The sequence below is a fragment of the Saprospiraceae bacterium genome, assembly GCA_016713025.1.
Lineage (GTDB): Bacteria > Bacteroidota > Bacteroidia > Chitinophagales > Saprospiraceae > OLB9.
Window position 1 is genome coordinate 22,520 of record JADJPZ010000004.1, and the last position, 17,036, is coordinate 39,555.

Here is a 17,036-nt window from a genome sequence, read left to right on the forward strand (position 1 = left end):
TCCCAAAATATTTTTAAAAATTTATAAGGTAATCATCATAAAATTATTAATATTTCGTTAAAATAAAACCCCTGCCAGATTTTTTAAAAGACAGTTCGTAAGTATTAAATCTTAGTGTGAGTATGCTGAGGAAAAGATTGCTTCTTGTGATGTCCAAGTTTAATAAAATTAAAGAAGCAATCGACAACGGATTGAAAATTAAACCTTTGGATTTAAAAAAGCATCATCAAAAACACAATGAACTCACAGAAGAACTTTTAGAAGTGGAGCGCACTTACATTTTTAAAGATCAGGCTGAAGAAATCCGGTATTACAAAATGGAGAAGCCTGAATTTATGAAGTATGGTATCTTTATAGATCGGGTGTATGATATGTACCTGGATGAACCTTTTGGATTTAAAGAGACTAAAATGGAATTTCTTCAACAGGAAATGAATAAACTTTGTACATTTCAAGAAGAGAATAAAGAAATGTATAGATATTTCAAAGCCAATGAAACCAATAAAGATGCTGAGTATTTCCATAGAAATTCAACTAAAATGGATATATTTGCGGTCATATCAGCGACATTTATGCTCGAAAAGTATTTGTATTCCGAGAAGGATCCTCGTCCGCTGAGTGAAAAACTCAAGGATTACCCTACAATAAAATGGAAAGGTTCCAAAGTAGAATTGGTAGAACTCATCTATGTACTGGCTTATGCCGGCAAGATTGAACATGAATCCAAGGAAATGGACATGTTGGTAAAAGCATTTGAAGGTACTTTTGATATAGACCTGGGAAATCATTACAGGACTTTTTCTGATATTCAAAATAGAGATGATCCTTCAAAGCTACTGCTTATCTTAGTAGATACTTTACGAATAGTTGTAAGTATTCTAAATGAAAACCTAGATAACAGAAAGCATAAATTGGAGGTCATCCAAAAGATCAAAGTAGCATTGGCTCAACTTCATCCATCCTGATTTTGCAATATTCACAATACTCTTTGATAGTTACCGGATGATGGGAAGATTTTTCAAAATATATTCTCACCTTAGACAGAACCTTCCGTGCATACCTTTCATTTCTTCCCGTGATCAAAGCCACATCTTTGGGGTATATTATGATTCTTTTCTGAAGCTCCATTGATGATTTTTTTTAAAATTCAATTCTGATACACTATCCATACCTTTCCCATACTTTACCCTTGGCTTTGCCATAGGCAAAAAATTAATGTGTCTCGTCCAATGGATTAGCATTTAAATATGATAAATATTCATTATATATAATTTATTTATTCAAAGTTAATGCTATTGTGGGATTATAAGTTCAAATTTGTTAGATTATTATGACATAAATGAACCTAAATGTAACACTTTAGGACATTCCAAGCACGTCCTTGTTGATTTTGTGGGAAATGTGATACTATCTTTGGGTATTATTTAACATTTAAAATCAAGTCGTATGGCTAGACAGAAGAGTTATTTGAAAATTGAGGGAACGCTTGATGAACTCACATTTTACAAATCAGATGGAAATTATCTGGTTAAAACCAAGGGAGGAATATCCGGGGATCGCATCGCGAATGATCCGGCATTCCAAAGGACCAGAGAGAATGGCTCCGAATTTGGTATGTCGGCAACTGCCGGCAAGCAGTTGAGAACTGCATTTCGTAATCTGATGATGACAGCCAGTGATAAGCTGGTGACTTCACGATTGACAAAGGTGATGACAGATGTGAAAAATCTGGATGCTGCCAATGCCCGTGGAGAAAGACACGTTCATGAAGGCTTTGACCTTCCGGAAGGAAAAGCAGTGCTGAAGGGTTTCAACTTCAACATCAAATCGGTATTAAGTGGCATTCTTTTTAAGCCTTATGCGCTGAATACCACTACCGGAGCTTTGGATATCGTTGATTTGGTACCCATTATGGATGTGGCTGTTGCTCCCGGATCTACGCACATGAGTATCACCAGTGGATGGGCAAAGGTTGATTTTGGTACCGGAGAGTTTGAGACGTCATTAAGCAATACGGTCAACCTTCCTGCAAATGGTACTGCAGCAACGGTGAATCTCACACATGCAGCTGCGCCAACTCTTGCCACAGGAATCCATGTGTTTGTATTGCTGATCGAATTTTTTCAGGAAGTGAATGGTATCCAGTATTCTCTCAAGAATGGCGGATATAACTCACTTGCGGTTATCGAAGTGGTGTAAGACTAAGATGGAGTAATTTCTAAAGATTTGAGATGGTAATTGAGCTTCAAAGGTTGTATCAGGATGGCTGGACAGATGGGTTGATTTTTATCAAAGGTATTTTGCTGTGTCGGAGTATTGAATTGAGATGGGCCAATAATGAGCGGAATGTATCGTGTGTGCCGGAAGGTGTTTATCCAATGGCCATCATTCAGCATCCGAAATTTGGCGAGTGCCTGCTGGTGAATAATGTGAAGGGCAGATCCGGTATCCTGGTACATGTGGCCAATGATGCTCAGAAGGAACTCCGGGGCTGTATAGCTCCGGTGTTCTCTTTGAGTGGGAATGGGAAGGGTTTGCATTCCAGACTGGCATTAAATTATATCATTGAGAATCTAAAGATAAGTGGAGAGAAGGATCATTTTATTGAAATTAAAAGTAAAAAGTGATGAGTAAAATCATAGATAGGGCAAAGGCACCGACGCCAAAGTTTTTTAAGGTGTTGCGAAATATTGGGTTGATCATGGCAGGTGTGGGTACTGTGTTGCTGACTGCTCCGGTGTCGCTTCCTGCAGCAGTGGTGACTATTGGTGGGTACCTAGTGACAGCTGGTGGTGTGGCCACAGCTGTAAGTCAGTTTACCAACATTGGAGATGATGTCATCGGGCAAAAGGGAGAAGGAGGTATCGATGGGAATTCACCATAGTGATCAGGCCATGGGTACACTCGGTGGTACCGTGATTGCTTTCATTGGTATTGTCGATGGCAGTGATATACTTAAGACCGGAATCCTGGCATGTGTGGGAGCGATGGTGAGTTTTGGGGTATCGAAAGGATTGCATCGGTTGTGGCCACCGGAAAAGCCTAAGGAGTAGGTTGAGATTAAGTTTTGGTTGTTTGCATGGGTTAGGCTCCGGACGCTGGTTCGGGGCCTTTTTTCGTTTATTGAGATTGCAATTTGAAATTGCAATACCATTAAAAAAGATAGCCCTGGTCAAATAGACCACGGCTATCTATATAAGACTACTCCTGCTCAGAAGCAAAGCGGATGGTGGTAGTACGCTCATCCAGATGTGTAGTAATAATAAGACCTGTCTCAGGTGGACAAATATGATGATGGAGGTAATATCTGGATGTGAGATGGCCAGTCTCCAGCAATGCAGCTAAAACATTATTAAATCTCATGGCTCTGGATACAATGCCGAAATCCGTGGCCAAATGGCACTCCAGAAAGTGATCCATAATCTGCCTGAGTGACAAGGAAGACTTAAGTGCTGATGTGATGCCCGGACTGAATACGACTGTGCCGGGATCAAAAGGAAGTGATGGTAAAACTAACGAAGCTCTCATAAGCATAAATTAAAAAGTTAAAAAATAAGATGAATAAAATAGCCCTGGTCAAAGACCAAGGCTAACCAATCAGAGACTAATACTCTGAAGGGAATAATACCGTAGTGTACTCTCTGGATGACTCAGTGATGATCCAAATCTTGCTCTCCATAGGAAAAAGCTGGGGCGGAATGACATAGACAGAAAATAGCCGACCGCCACCCTGGAGGGCAATCTCATTACTGGCCTGATCCTGCTCACTGCAATCTCCCCAATCACCACGGAGATGACGAGCGATACAAGAACGAATAAAAGCAAAGAAAGGCTGGTGCTCGCAGGATGCATCAAATATGCTCGAAGTCTGGACCAGCTGACCCGGATGAAAGGCTAATGATATAGTAGCCATGATAATAAAATATAAAATGAATAAAAGAGGTGCAGCTCACTCAGCCACACTAACAGGTGCAGTGCCAGCGTAAGGTGTCTGATTTATGCAAGGTGGAACGCCTGAAAGGCGCAAGCGTAGGATGAGTGGTTAGCAGACCTTGCATATAACAGACCCGAAGCTACCTTTGTGCCTGTATGTGGGGTAAAAAAAAATGTGGATTTGGTTAGTTGCAGATTTGTGAATGTGGATATTTGGAAGGTTTTTTTATGTAGATTTGCAGAACCTAAATAGTAGTGATTATGGACCACAGTGATGACCAATCAGATTTTTCTCCTGATGATGATTTGCTCATGCAGCAGGAAATCATGCTTCTGAAAATGAAGGCTTTCCACAACAGCAGTATGACAGAAGAAGAATATGAGACTCTGGAAAAGGAAATCCGGGAAAAGTATTCCCATAGACATCGCTCAGGTGATTATTAGTGTATCCGTTTCCCAAAACACAGGATACCATAAATAAAAACCGATAAGCAGCAAAAATGTGGGGTGGCGGCTTTGTCAAGATTTTCGGATAATAATTTTTGGCAAGCATTTGAGTTAGAAATTATTAGCCGAAACCCACCGGGCTTGATCTTTACTAAGCCAGAAGAGCATTAAATTTGCTGATCGGTTTTTTTTTGTTAACTAAAAAGTGGAAAATATTTAACCTATACCGGTTTTGGCTCTTGGTGAAGGCTGGGATTTTAAGCACTAAACTTCATTTGATTCACAAAGCTTGAATTTTGCACTTCACTTTGATAGAATCACAAAAACCCTGATTTTGCAAAACGGCTTAATGTTAGCGAATGGGCTTTTATTCGTCATACTCAATTGCTTTGTTGATGTAGTCAATGAGTGGTTTAGTTGTTTCAAAATAGTCAATTATGGTTTTAATACAGTCTTTACTTATCATGAACTTGTCATTGAGCGGTTCTTGTGTACAAAATCCTTTCATTTTCAAAAGTTCACTTGCTGGATTAGTTTCGTCATAGCCGTCTGGAATTTTTTTAAGTTTTCCAACACCTTGTATTCCGTTTGGGAAGGTTTTTTGAAATTCAGGGGCAGTAATGATTTTATTTAAGTCACTAAATGAGTAGTCAATCTCTTGACGAATTTTCTTTAAATATTCAGGTGTTGTCTGCCAAACTCCACCACCAACTGAACAATTGCCTGGTTCTATATGAATAAAATATCCTGCTTTGTTTGGTTGTGGATAATTCTTATTAAAAACCACTAAGACATAATTTTTATAAGGTGTCTTATCTTTTGAAAATCTTAAATCTCGGTTTACTCTCGTCAAGCATTTTTTAGGGTCTAAGTTGGCTTGTAAAATTGATTGGTCAATCTTTGATAATTCTTTCAAAAGATTTTCAGTTAATTGAAGTATGTCGCTTTTGTAATTTTCGTACAAGTCTCTATTTTGTTCAAACCATTCCCTTGAATTGTTTAGTTTGAGTTTTGAAAGGAAGTCAAGAGATGTCTGCTTAATCATTATTTTTATTTAGTTGGTTAATGTATTTCAAAATCATTTTTACTTGCTCGTCTTCAGATTTTAAAGAAGTGATTTTTCCAATCATTTCATTCCGATCGTCTTCCGTCAGGTTATTAAACGCATTTAATACCCCTGAGTCTTCGAATGTCTCTAAAACTTCTTTCTTTGCTAGGTGCTCTTTTGATGTCAACAAATAAAGAGTCACCGTTACATTGTCGCCACCGCTTTTGTTAATTGCTTTTCTGATTTTATCATTAATAGAAATTAGTTTGTCATGATCTCCTAATTTGGCTAGGTTTATACTTTCTATTTTATAGTTGTCAATTGTGCCTGAAACTTTCATTGATCCCCATTTCCCAACTATGTGTTTCGTGTTTGGAATTTGGATATGGTAAGTCCAAGCACCTTTGCCTGGTTGATATTTTAATTCGAGTTTTTTGTCCTTTACTAAGTATTCCATTTTATGCTTGTTTTATTATTTAACTTTTCCACTAACAAGGTGTTATACTCAACTCTATTTTCAATTTTAAAATTATAACTAATTGATTTATAATACATATTGAATTTTATAAAAATAGGAAAGTTTGGTAATGTGATTCATTTATAAATGGATGATATAAGTTTTTAAATACTTCACAAAATAACTATTGAGGGCAAATATAGAGGTTTGTTAGGGACATAACAAGGTTCTTTGTTCAAGGGGAACTAATAAAGAGAGGATAAAGCCAATATAATACTATACCTTAAACTGGAAAGAGTCCATACACTTCCACCAAGCCATTTTTTACACCAACACCTGCAAGGCTTGATCTTTACTAAGCCGGAAGAGCATTATATTTGCGGATCGGTTTTTTTATTAAAATATCTAAATTAGCCTTTGTTAACAACATTTCTTGTCTTGTTGAATTGGCGGACATTTTACACTTCCGAAACTACAATAAACACAGCAGTCACCTTGTTTTGGTTTAAGAATTTGATTACATTTTTCACATTCGTAAAAATATTGGCATGCATCCGCCGGCATAGTTTCTTCCTTTTTGTGTCCGCAGTTTGGGCAAGTGATTGTTGATTGTAATATGATTTCCATTTTATTTTTCCTTTTTGTCAGTTACTGAATATCCTGTTCCATTAATTGCTTTTTCAATTTCGGAAATGTTCGTTTTTGTGTTATCAAATTCTACAATTGCGTTTTCGTTTTCGTATGAAGCAGTTGATTTGATTATTCCCGAAAGTTTATTCACTTCGTGGTTTACGTGTTCTTCACAACTTGCACAAGTCATTCCGCTTATGGTAAACTCAACTGTCTGAACATTTGATTTGTCAACCACAATGACTTGTTTTTCTGTCTTGGGATAAAAAATGTGAGCATAATAAGGAAAGGCAAGCATAACTATTGAAAATGCTGTTATAATTCCTAAAAACATTTTGGATTGAATAAATTTTGGCTTTTCTTCCGTATCGCAATTGCAGTCAATTTGTTTATTGGGTTTCAACTTTTGGTACCAAGCAAAACCAAGAACCAAAATTGTCAAACCTATAAAATATGGTCTTGCAGGTTCTAGCCACGAAAAAGTAGAAGCAAGTCCGCTTGTCCCAGCAACAAGAGCCAATACAGGTGTGATACAACAAAGTGAAGCAGCAATTGCTGTCAAAAGTCCTGCACCGATTAATTTTTTGTCTGTTTTCATATTGTTTCCAAAATTTTGTTTTCGTGAAGTATTTTGAAAAACGGTTTGAGCATTTTTTCATACTCTTTTGTCAATGAGTAGAAAATGGTTTGTGCTTGCCTTTCCGTTTCAATCAATTTTCTGTCTTTGAGTTTTCGCAGATGTTGTGAAATTGCCGAAATGGTCATTCCGAGAATGTCGCTCAGGTCGCAAACGCAAAGTTGTTTCTCTTCGTAAAGCAGGAACAGGATTTTCAGTCTTACGTTGTTACCCGCCAATTCAAGTCCGTTCGATAAATAGTCAAACGAACCGTTCAGTTCTGAAACTCGGTCTTTGCAACGATTGATTTGCTTAATGTCCGCCTGTTGTCTAATACAAGAAATGTTGTTCATAGCACAAAGGTAGTCAATTTGTTTATTTAAGCAACTACTTAAATACATTTTTATCAGGTAAAAGAGCCTTCAGCGTTGACTATGCAACTAAAAACATACCACCAGAGGTGGTAAAACTAAGAAGTAAGAATTCACCAGGGGCAGCGGGGCAGATGGTGCGTACAGGAGTAGTGTGAGGAACGAAGATGGCTGTGCGTACCAAATGCCCCCGCATGGCTGCCCCCAAAAAAAATAAAGGGAGGTGCGGTGAATGATACAGTGTGCGCATGGAGCTGGCGGAGTGGGCACGCTGTATCAGGCACAGGCAGCACCGGAAATACTGCCAGCCATAGCCGCCATCCAGGAGCGCCCTTCACAGAGTGGAAGACATAAGGACCAGGAATATGACACATATACTACCTGCAAGGTGGAGATATGTGGCATATAGGTGCCAAAGGCACTGGTACTGGGCTATATGGCTTCTACTCTGTAACTGCGTCGCTGCCGCTGTAGAGCGTTGGCGGGAGATAGACTGCTGCTGTACTGTGTGTATTGGGTGGATGTGGTGCTGAGTACACTCTGTACAGATGCAGGCTATGAGCTAAGTCAGTGGCAGTGCCAGGATGGTCTATGGCTGAGACAGTATGCCGCTTTACCTGCGAAAGGGTGAACGCAGCGGAATGCAATGAAGCAAGCACCCGACAAATAAATAAGTGCCTTCGGCACACAGCTTATGAAGCTGAGGATTGCGTATGGGGTAAAAAAGCTGAGCTAAAAGCATGTGTATAGGAGGAACGGAATGGAGCGAATGGGCAGGTGGAATGGAGCAGAGGTGGCATTGACTGAAGTAAAGCTAGTGGGCGGCTGTCAATGCTGCATGCGGAATGGAAATAGTAGAGCACAAGTTGCAAACTTGCGCTGGCCGTGCAATGGAGTGACGGAGATACTTATGCTGCGGGGACTTCGACTCAGCTTTGCAGCGCTCAGTCACCCGGCTCTCCTGATGAACGAAGGAATGGAAGGAGCGATAATGCAAGGTAGCGGACGCAGGTAGCGAAGTGAAATGGTAGGGACTGAATGATGGAGTGAAGAAGGTGTGCCGGAGGATGGGGATAAAAAGTTATCTGCATTTTAAATAATATTTATTCCTACATTTATAAAATTACAATAAAATCTATTAACTGTATATTATTGTATTACAATGTTTTATAATTTCATGAATATATTTAATACAATTATATGAATATTTATATACGATTTTGCAGTTTATTTAAAGTTATCCATTACCTTTGCAGTATTAAATTTTATTATATGAAGCATTTATTATCAAAACAACAAGCGGAAATAATTTTAGAACCTTATTTTTTAAAAATTCAAGATGCTATTGAAAGTGGGTTTAATGACCATTTAGCCACTATTAATTTTCACCACAGTAATGGAGTTTATGTAACTTTCAATAAAACTGAAAAGGCTAACCATATACATGCTCTGATACGCGCAAGATTAAAAGTAGCATTTAAAGACTGTCCGGAAGTAAAAATAGGGTATATCAATAGAGTATTTGGTATACTTATAAATAATAGTCTTTTTATAAGATTTAAAAAGATCAATAAAGACCGGAGTACGTCCAATATATTGACCAAGCAAACAAATAATTATAAAAACCAAATTGAAATACCTGGAATTCCCGCGGCCACTACTTTATTGTATGCAGGCTATACACCTGATGCTACATGGACATGTTTACAAAATATCTATATTCTGTGCAGGCTTGGAGATAACATAAGGTGGGAAATTGGTCTAAATGGGTATATTGAACAAAATATTATCAATTTCAAACCAATTGAATCAGAAGAAGAAGTAACCATCCAAAAAAGAGTAAAAATTAAAGATAATCAAATTAAAAAGACAGGAACAAAGTAAATAAAATATAATGTCAATGAAATCAATAAATCCAGAAATGATTGTGTTGGCTAGAGAAATAAGGGGTATTTCTCAAAGTGAATTGGCTGATCTTATTCAATTGACACAAGGCATGTTGTCAAAAATTGAAAAAGGTTTAAACAAACCATCTGAAGAAATTTTTACAAATATTTGCAATATCCTAGAATTTCCTATGTCATTGTTTGAACAAACAAATAATATTTTTGAACCAAATTTATCCTATTATCGAAAAAGAATTGTAATCAAAAAAAGAGATTTATTAAAGGCAGAAGGCAGCATGAATCTCGTTAGGATGAATTTAGAAAATCTTATGACAAGTGTAGAGCTTCCAGAACTTAATTTACCATTATGGGATGTAGATGATCATGGTACGCCTGAATCAGCAGCAAAATGGGTGAGACAAAAATGGAGAATACCAAAAGGAAGAATAGAGAATCTTACTAAGATTATTGAAGATAATGGGATAGTTGTTGTACCATTTGATTTTGGTTCTGAAAAAATGGATGGTCTAAGTTTATTTTCTAAAGAAAGACAGCCTATCATATATATAAATAACAAAATGCCAGGAGATAGGCAACGATTAACTTTAGCACACGAATTGGGTCATTTAGTTATGCATATTGGCCAGCAAATAGCCCAAATCCGAAATGTAGAAAAAGAAGCCATGCAATTTGCTTCTGAATTACTTGTACCTGCTTCCGAATTTTTACAAGATCTTGAAACAATTAGTCTTGAAACTTTGGGTAATATGAAAAGGTATTGGAAAATATCAATGGGTGCACTTTTGTACAAAGCAAAAGAATTGGCACAAGTGACCGATAATCAGTATAGATATTTGTGGCAACAAATGGCCTATTTAGGATATAAAACAAAGGAACCTGCAGAATTTAATGTGTCACCAGAAAAAGCGACTTTGTTTAAGGAAATGCTTGAGTTGCATACCAATGAATTGGGATACACAAAAGATGAACTTGCCAATATGTTACATATCAATGTAAAAGACCTGAATGCTTTGTATTATAGCGATAATGTAAAACTTAAAATTATTCGTAATTAATCTTTAACGTAAAATATTTGAAAATGAAAAATGTGAAACAATCATCAAAAACCATAGCTTCTGAAGCAAGTAAAGTATTAAAAGATAATAGTGCATCAAAGATAGCAAAACAATTTGCAGGATCCATTATGTCACAATCCAATACCAAAAAGGAAACTGGTGCTGCAATGGAAACAAAAGCATCTAATGCAATGAAAAGTGATAAATACAATGATTTAACAAAGTCAATGGCAGCATCATTATTGTCTCAATCCAATAAAAAGAGATAAGATCTCTGTCATAAGAAATATGAACATCACTCAGATACAGGAAAATGTAGAGAAGGTAATCAAGGAATTGGACAAAGAGCGATTTGTCTTTGATTTGCTGCAAGCTTATGGGCTGCCCAAGACTACCATCAGCAGGCTCGAAAAAGGTGGTATGAACTTGTCTAAGGATGATGGAGAAATCATACTAAAGAAAAAGCTGTACTACAAGTTTGTATCTGATGGTGATGTAGGAAATGCATATGACGCTGTGCTTGCAGACACGAAGGTTGGCAAGTATGATCCTAGATTTGTAATATTGACAGATGGTATTCATATAAGAGCACTCGATACCAAAACAAAAGATGTACTGGATATAGCCATCAAAGAACTGATCAATCATTTTGATTTCTTTCTGCCGTGGGCAGGGATGGAAAAGTTTGAGGGGAAAGAAGAGACGATTGCTGACGTAAGGGCTGCAGATAAAATGGCTAAGTTTTATGATGAAATCAGCAAGGATAATCCTACCGGTACGGAGGCGGAAGTACATAGTCTGAATGTGTTTTTGTCCAGGATGTTGTTTTGTTTTTTTGCAGAGGATACCGGTATTTTTGAACAAGGACAATTTACAGGTGCCATCAGTAGTCATACTCAAGTAGATGGCAGTGATCTGCATAGCTATCTGGACACGCTGTGGGATGTCATGAATACTGACAAAGGGCAAAGACAAAACTTACCTGCCTATCTCGATGCTTTTCCGTATGTAAATGGTGGTCTATTCCGTCATCAATATGCTGCTCCAATGTTTACCAAGCGTAGTCGGCAGATGGGGATAGACATGGGAGAGCTGGACTGGAAGGCTATCAATCCGGATATCTTCGGATCTATGATACAAGCGGTGATCACGCCTGAGCACAGAGGTGGTCTTGGCATGCACTATACGAGTGTGCCGAATATCATGAAGGTGATCTAACCATTGTTTCTAAATGAACTGTATGAAGCATATGAAAATGCTAAAGGAAATCTCAAAAAACTAAGTGATCTCAGGGTACGGATTAGCAAAATCAAGGTCTTTGACCCAGCTTGTGGTAGTGGAAACTTTCTGATCATAGCGTACAAGGAATTGCGCAAACTGGAGATGCTGATCATCCGGGATATACAAGCGCTGAAAGGTCATCAAGGCAGTGGTAGTCTCGATCTCGGTACGGAATATCTGTCTATGATCACACTGAGTCATTTTTATGGTATAGAGCTGGATGATTTTGCGCATGAGGTCGCGATATTGTCTCTATGGCTGGCAGAACATCAGATGAATCAAGCGTTTTTTGCGGCATTTGGGATGTCAAGACCTGCACTACCCCTGATGGAGACAGGGCATATCGTACATGGAAATGCGTGTCGAGTGGACTGGGAAGTAGTATGTCCAAAAGAGAAGGATGATGAGATTTATATATTGGGGAACCCGCCGTATTTGGGTGCCAACTTCAATCAAAGGAACAGAAAGATGATATGGAATTTGTCATAAATGTAATTGAATATAAACAATCTTAGATTATATTGCTTGTTGGTTTTTAAAGGTGCTAATTATATTAAATTTCAATTATCAATTAGCTTTTGTTAGTACTAATTCAATTTGTCAAGGAGAACAAGTTCCATTTTATGGCCAAAATTTTTGAAAATAATGTTGAAATTGAATTTGCTATCAAACCATTTAAATGGACAAATAATGCTAAAGATAAATGCAGGTGTATTTGTATAATTGTTTGCTTAGTTCTAAGTCAAAAAACCAAAACAATTTTTTCAAATAAAAATTAAATGTAAATAATATAAACCCTTATTTGGTTGATTGTAAAAATATAATTATTAAAAAACAGAAATAAGCAATCTCAAAACCAATATGGTTTAGGTAGCATAGCCAAATGATGATGGAAATCTAATATTAAATGAAAGAGAAAGAAAAAATATTAAAAATTAAATCCTAATCAGAAAATTTTATAAAAAATTTATTGGAAGCAGAAGAGTTTTAAAATGGGAAAATAAAGATATTGTTTATGGATTAAGATGAAGATTTAAATGAAGCTTTAAAAATCCAAATAATTAAAGAAAGAATTGAGAAAGTTAAAGAATTAAGATTAAAGAGTAAAAAAAGTGCAACTAAAATTATCAGAAAAACCATATAAATTTGCCGAAATAAGACATAAACGGATACTAATTCAATAATTCCCAAGAGTTACCTCTGGAAAGAAGAGAATATATACAATCGGATTTTTAATGAAGATACAATTATTTTAATATTGCACAAGTAATTTATAATGCTCACCCGTTTGCTTTTGCAGTATTTTTCATCAAAAATACACATGATATGGACCACAGCAGTCTCAGGTAGATTAAAAATGGATATAAATTACGCAATTGGAATGTGTTATAACACCTTCCCATTCCCCCCCATATCCGAAAGTCAAAAACAAGAACTGGAAAAACATGTGTATCGCATCCTGGAAGAACGGGAGAAACACAGCGAAAAGACCCTTGCACAGCTCTATGATCCTGATAAGATGCCCGATGGGCTGAGAGAAGCACATCATCAGAATGATCTGGCCATAGAGCGTTGTTATCGTAGCAGACCTTTTGAGAGTGATGAGGAGCGACTAGAGTATTTGTTTAAGATGTATGAGCAGATGATAGAGGAGGAGAAGAATAAGGGGACGTTGTTTGCATCGGGAGGGAAATCTTTAAAAAAGAAGAAATGATAGAAACATTAGATAATTTGCTAACACTTTCCACAGAAACTGAAGTAGTAGAGTTTAAAGAAGCAAAATTCAGGTATGATAAGGATAAACTGGGGCAGTATTTTTCTGCACTTAGCAATGAAGCTAATCTAAAAGGTATCGAAACTGGCTATGTTGTATTTGGAGTTAAGAATGATAAGTCGATTGTGGGCACGGAGATAAATGACGAGCATCTTAATGAATATAAAAATGAAATGGCACAACACACCAGTCCACGCCTTTCTTTTATATCAACAACCAGAATAGAGAAAGATGGCAAGCAAGTAATTATTTTAAAAATTCCTGCAGCACCCAGAGGACAACCGGTTTCCTGGAAAGGGCATTGCTACGGTAGAGATGGAGAGAGCTTGGGTGCATTGCATGATAATGAACGAGATAGTATAAAAGCTCAAAATGTAACTTTTGATTGGTCCGCTCAAATTCTTCCTGAAGCTAGCATTGATGACTTATCAAAGGAAGCCATTGGTTTTGGTCGTCAACAATATATAGAAAAGAATAGGAAAATTGAAGCCGAGATACTAAAATGGGATGACATTACATTTCTAAATAAAGCAAAAATAACCATACAGGGCAGAATTACCAGAACAGCTATTCTACTGCTTGGCAAACCCGAGTCGGACCATTTTATAAATCCAGCGCAGGCAAAAATATCGTGGATTTTGAAAGACAAAGATAATCTTGAAAAAGATTATGAACATTTTGGGTGTCCCTTTATACTAGCTGTAGATGCTGTGAGAATGAAGATCAGGAATTTAAAATATAGATATATCCAGGATGGGTCACTTTTTCCGGACGAGGTAGATCAGTTTGATCCATATATCATAAGAGAAGCGCTCAATAATTGTATAGCACATCAGGACTATGAGTACAATGGAAAGATAAATGTAGTCGAAAGGGAAGATGGGATATTGCTGTTTAGTAATATGGGTCACTTTATACCAGAATCTGTAGAACAAGTCATAAGAGCTGACGCCCCTGAATCCAGGTATAGAAATCCATTTTTGGCAAATGCTATGGTCAACCTTAATATGATTGACACCACCGGCAGTGGTATCAAACGAATTTTCACGATACAGAAAAACAAATATTTTCCACTACCGGATTATGACATTACCAATAATAATGTAAGAGTCACGATCACAGGTAAAGTACTGGATATCAATTATGCAAGAAAATTGGTATCCATGCCAGCTTTAACATTGAATGAAATTATGTTGATGGATAAAGTAGTCAAATATCAGCCTATAGATGACAAAGATGTAACTTTACTAAAGAGTAAGGGGCCTTATAGAAGGTAGAAAACCTAATTTTCATATTTCTATGTCTGTGGCCAAAGTTACAAATGAAAAGGACATTTATATCAAGAATAGAGGGTTTAAAGATGATCATTACAAAAAAATGATATTGGAATATATTGATAAATATGGATCGGCAACAAAAAGGGATATTGATCATCTAATTTTAGACATACTTCCGGATATTTTAGATGATAATAAAAAGGCAAATAAAGTAAGAAACCTGATATATTCTTTATCAAAAAAGGAACATTTGATTGATAATCAAGGAACTGTAAGATTCCCTAAGTGGACACGGGCATTAACTAAATAGATAAAGTTTAAACATTTTAGATGAAGTTTTAGATGAAGTTTAGACATTTTAGATGAAGTTTTAGATGAAAAAGTATCATTTAGTCGAACTTTTAGATGAAGTTAAGTCATCTTAGATGATGTCAAAGCCAATCAAGCAAAAGATGCATATTGGTAAAAAGACTAAAAACGACCTGAGTCAGGTGGAAAATGACTTTATTAAACAATTGGAAGCAGAAACCAAACAATTAAAAATAAGAAATAATGCCAGATATAGTACATGTGAGTTATGGACAAACGGGAGAAAGTGCCAAAATCAATGAGATGGGAATGCGAGAGATGCAGCAAAAGGCATATCAGGCCCGAGATGCACAATATCTGTTACTCAAGGCACCACCAGCATCTGGTAAGTCCAGGGCATTGATGTTTTGTAGCATTGGACAAGTTCGTCAACCAAGGAATCAGGAAGGTAATCGTTGCTGTGCCGGAAAGGTCCATAGGAGGTTCGTTTAGTGTAACTAAACTTTCAGACTATGGATTTTATGCTGACTGGTCTTATAATGAACATTATAATTTATGTACTCCCGGACTTGACGGCAGCAAGACCAAGGTAGAGGCATTCAGGAATTTTATGGCTAATGATGAAAAGATACTTATCTGTACTCATGCCACATTGAGATTTGCGTATGAAGAGTTAGATGATAGTATGTTTGACGGTACATTGCTGGCTATTGATGAGTTTCATCATGTATCTGCAGATGGTGACAGTAGATTGGGTGAATTGCTACGATCGATTATGGCGAAGTCTACTGCACATATCATCGCCATGACCGGATCATATTTCAGAGGTGATAGTGTACCTGTGCTAAAACCGGAGGATGAAGCAAAGTTTACCAAAGTAACTTACAATTATTATGAGCAGCTGAATGGATATACCTATCTAAAATCACTGGGTATAGGGTATCACTTCTATCAAGGAAAGTACACATCTGCTATCATGGAAATATTGGATACGAATAAAAAAACCATCCTACATATACCCAATGTCAATTCCGGAGAATCTACCAAGGATAAACATAGGGAAGTAGATACCATCCTGGATGCCATAGGCGAATATGTAGGGACAGATGCGACAACAGGTGTCATCACCATCAAAAGGCATGGTGATGGTCGTATGATCAAAGTGGCTGATCTGGTCAATGATCAGGCAAGGGATAGAGATAAGATACAAAACTATCTACGCGAAATTAAAGGTGTGGATGACATGGATCTGATCATTGCATTGGGAATGGCAAAAGAAGGATTTGACTGGCCATACTGTGAACATGCGCTTACGGTCGGTTATCGTGGATCTCTCACAGAGATCATTCAGATCATAGGAAGATGTACCCGTGACAGTGATAACAAAACCCATGCTCAGTTTACCAATCTCATCGCTCAGCCCGATGCGGCTGATGACGCTGTAAAACTCTCGGTCAATAATATGCTCAAAGCTATCACCGCATCCTTATTGATGGAACAGGTCATGGCACCCAATTTTAAATTTAAGTCAAAACTCGGTGATGATGACAAAGCTGAGAAAGGAGAAATCAAGATCAGGGGATTTAAGACTCCTAGTTCGAAGCGGGTCAGGGATATCATTGATTCAGATCTGAATGACCTGAAGGCAACCATCTTGCAAGATGATACGATGCTGAAAGCTATTCCAGGACAAATAGATCCTGAGGTGATCAACAGGGTATTGATACCAAAGATCATCCAAACCAAATATCCCAATCTAACAGAAGATGAAGTGGAAGAAGTGAGACAATATGTGGTATTGGATTCGGTGATAAAAAACAATCTGATGATCGACGTAGATGCATTGAAACAAGCCATTCGTAAAGATGAACAATATGTGCAAGCAACAGGTGATGGAACCGATACGGTCCCCACTGATCTGATACCCAAGA

Annotated in this window: 19 protein-coding genes and 3 pseudogenes; 14 read left to right on the forward strand and 8 right to left on the reverse strand. The window is 37.2% G+C overall.

Annotated features, from left to right (window positions below; genetic code table 11):
• Positions 1-122: 122 nt before the first annotated feature.
• Positions 123-965, forward strand: coding sequence for an RteC domain-containing protein (locus tag IPK35_06650; GenBank protein ID MBK8052946.1), 843 nt, complete (start codon positions 123-125; stop codon positions 963-965).
• On the opposite strand, the gene IPK35_06655 is transcribed toward IPK35_06650, so the two are convergent.
• On the reverse strand, positions 931-1,128 hold the full coding sequence (locus tag IPK35_06655; GenBank protein ID MBK8052947.1) for a hypothetical protein: 198 nt from the start codon (positions 1,126-1,128) through the stop codon (positions 931-933). The two genes, IPK35_06650 and IPK35_06655, sit on opposite strands and share 35 nt — an antisense overlap.
• Positions 1,129-1,446: 318 nt before the next feature.
• Between IPK35_06655 and IPK35_06660 the strand changes: the two genes are divergently transcribed.
• Genes IPK35_06660 through IPK35_06675 form a run of 4 tightly spaced genes read left to right on the forward strand, consistent with a single transcriptional unit; the run spans position 1,447 to position 3,053 of the window.
• Positions 1,447-2,199: a hypothetical protein gene (locus IPK35_06660; protein ID MBK8052948.1), complete on the forward strand. Its 753-nt coding sequence runs from the start codon at positions 1,447-1,449 to the stop codon at positions 2,197-2,199.
• A gap of 32 nt (positions 2,200-2,231) precedes the next feature.
• On the forward strand, positions 2,232-2,627 hold the full coding sequence (locus IPK35_06665; protein MBK8052949.1) for a hypothetical protein: 396 nt from the start codon (positions 2,232-2,234) through the stop codon (positions 2,625-2,627).
• Positions 2,627-2,884, forward strand: a complete 258-nt coding sequence (locus IPK35_06670; protein MBK8052950.1) for a hypothetical protein — start codon at positions 2,627-2,629, stop codon at positions 2,882-2,884. Before IPK35_06665 ends, IPK35_06670 begins: the two co-directional genes overlap by 1 nt.
• Positions 2,868-3,053 (forward strand): hypothetical protein, encoded by a 186-nt coding sequence (locus tag IPK35_06675; protein MBK8052951.1) that lies wholly within the window; start codon positions 2,868-2,870, stop codon positions 3,051-3,053. The genes IPK35_06670 and IPK35_06675 overlap by 17 nt, the downstream gene beginning before the upstream one ends.
• Before the next feature lie 148 nt (positions 3,054-3,201).
• Here the strand turns inward: IPK35_06675 and IPK35_06680 are convergent, their stop codons facing one another.
• The gene (locus tag IPK35_06680; protein ID MBK8052952.1) at positions 3,202-3,528 is read right to left on the reverse strand and encodes a hypothetical protein; all 327 of its coding nucleotides are present in this window, start codon (positions 3,526-3,528) and stop codon (positions 3,202-3,204) included.
• A gap of 76 nt (positions 3,529-3,604) precedes the next feature.
• Positions 3,605-3,913, reverse strand: coding sequence for a hypothetical protein (locus IPK35_06685; GenBank protein MBK8052953.1), 309 nt, complete (start codon positions 3,911-3,913; stop codon positions 3,605-3,607).
• Between the two features lie 281 nt (positions 3,914-4,194).
• Here IPK35_06685 and IPK35_06690 point away from each other — a divergent pair, with 281 nt between their 5' ends.
• Complete coding sequence (locus IPK35_06690; protein ID MBK8052954.1) at positions 4,195-4,377, forward strand: hypothetical protein; 183 nt, start codon at positions 4,195-4,197, stop codon at positions 4,375-4,377.
• Between the two features lie 370 nt (positions 4,378-4,747).
• On the opposite strand, the gene IPK35_06695 is transcribed toward IPK35_06690, so the two are convergent.
• From IPK35_06695 to IPK35_06710, 4 genes are all read right to left on the reverse strand, one after another.
• The gene (locus tag IPK35_06695) at positions 4,748-5,425 is read right to left on the reverse strand and encodes a DUF2461 domain-containing protein (GenBank protein MBK8052955.1); all 678 of its coding nucleotides are present in this window, start codon (positions 5,423-5,425) and stop codon (positions 4,748-4,750) included.
• Positions 5,418-5,885: a DUF1905 domain-containing protein gene (locus IPK35_06700; GenBank protein ID MBK8052956.1), complete on the reverse strand. Its 468-nt coding sequence runs from the start codon at positions 5,883-5,885 to the stop codon at positions 5,418-5,420. Before IPK35_06700 ends, IPK35_06695 begins: the two co-directional genes overlap by 8 nt.
• A gap of 628 nt (positions 5,886-6,513) precedes the next feature.
• A complete protein-coding gene (merTP, locus tag IPK35_06705) occupies positions 6,514-7,113 on the reverse strand; it encodes a mercuric transport protein MerTP (protein ID MBK8052957.1) in 600 nt (199 codons plus the stop codon).
• Positions 7,110-7,484: a helix-turn-helix transcriptional regulator gene (locus IPK35_06710; GenBank protein MBK8052958.1), complete on the reverse strand. Its 375-nt coding sequence runs from the start codon at positions 7,482-7,484 to the stop codon at positions 7,110-7,112. Before IPK35_06710 ends, merTP begins: the two co-directional genes overlap by 4 nt.
• A gap of 250 nt (positions 7,485-7,734) precedes the next feature.
• Here IPK35_06710 and IPK35_06715 point away from each other — a divergent pair, with 250 nt between their 5' ends.
• The gene (locus IPK35_06715; protein ID MBK8052959.1) at positions 7,735-7,911 is read left to right on the forward strand and encodes a hypothetical protein; all 177 of its coding nucleotides are present in this window, start codon (positions 7,735-7,737) and stop codon (positions 7,909-7,911) included.
• Between the two features lie 34 nt (positions 7,912-7,945).
• Here the strand turns inward: IPK35_06715 and IPK35_06720 are convergent, their stop codons facing one another.
• A complete protein-coding gene (locus IPK35_06720; protein ID MBK8052960.1) occupies positions 7,946-8,161 on the reverse strand; it encodes a hypothetical protein in 216 nt (71 codons plus the stop codon).
• A 215-nt stretch (positions 8,162-8,376) separates the two neighbouring features.
• On the opposite strand from IPK35_06720, the gene IPK35_06725 reads away from it, so the two are divergent.
• The 7 genes and pseudogenes from IPK35_06725 (at position 8,377) to IPK35_06755 (ending at position 16,927) form a co-directional block, all read left to right on the forward strand.
• Complete coding sequence (locus IPK35_06725) at positions 8,377-8,517, forward strand: hypothetical protein (protein MBK8052961.1); 141 nt, start codon at positions 8,377-8,379, stop codon at positions 8,515-8,517.
• Positions 8,518-8,774: 257 nt separating this feature from the next.
• Positions 8,775-9,386, forward strand: coding sequence for a hypothetical protein (locus IPK35_06730; GenBank protein ID MBK8052962.1), 612 nt, complete (start codon positions 8,775-8,777; stop codon positions 9,384-9,386).
• A 16-nt stretch (positions 9,387-9,402) separates the two neighbouring features.
• On the forward strand, positions 9,403-10,464 hold the full coding sequence (locus tag IPK35_06735) for an XRE family transcriptional regulator (GenBank protein MBK8052963.1): 1,062 nt from the start codon (positions 9,403-9,405) through the stop codon (positions 10,462-10,464).
• Between the two features lie 23 nt (positions 10,465-10,487).
• Entirely contained in the window at positions 10,488-10,733 is a 246-nt protein-coding gene (locus tag IPK35_06740; protein ID MBK8052964.1) for a hypothetical protein, read from the forward strand.
• A gap of 19 nt (positions 10,734-10,752) precedes the next feature.
• A pseudogene (locus IPK35_06745) lies at positions 10,753-13,459 on the forward strand (class I SAM-dependent DNA methyltransferase).
• Positions 13,456-15,106: pseudogene (locus IPK35_06750) on the forward strand (putative DNA binding domain-containing protein). The pseudogenes IPK35_06745 and IPK35_06750 overlap by 4 nt, the downstream one beginning before the upstream one ends.
• Before the next feature lie 242 nt (positions 15,107-15,348).
• Positions 15,349-16,927: pseudogene (locus tag IPK35_06755) on the forward strand (ATP-dependent helicase).
• The last annotated feature ends 109 nt before the right edge of the window (positions 16,928-17,036 follow it).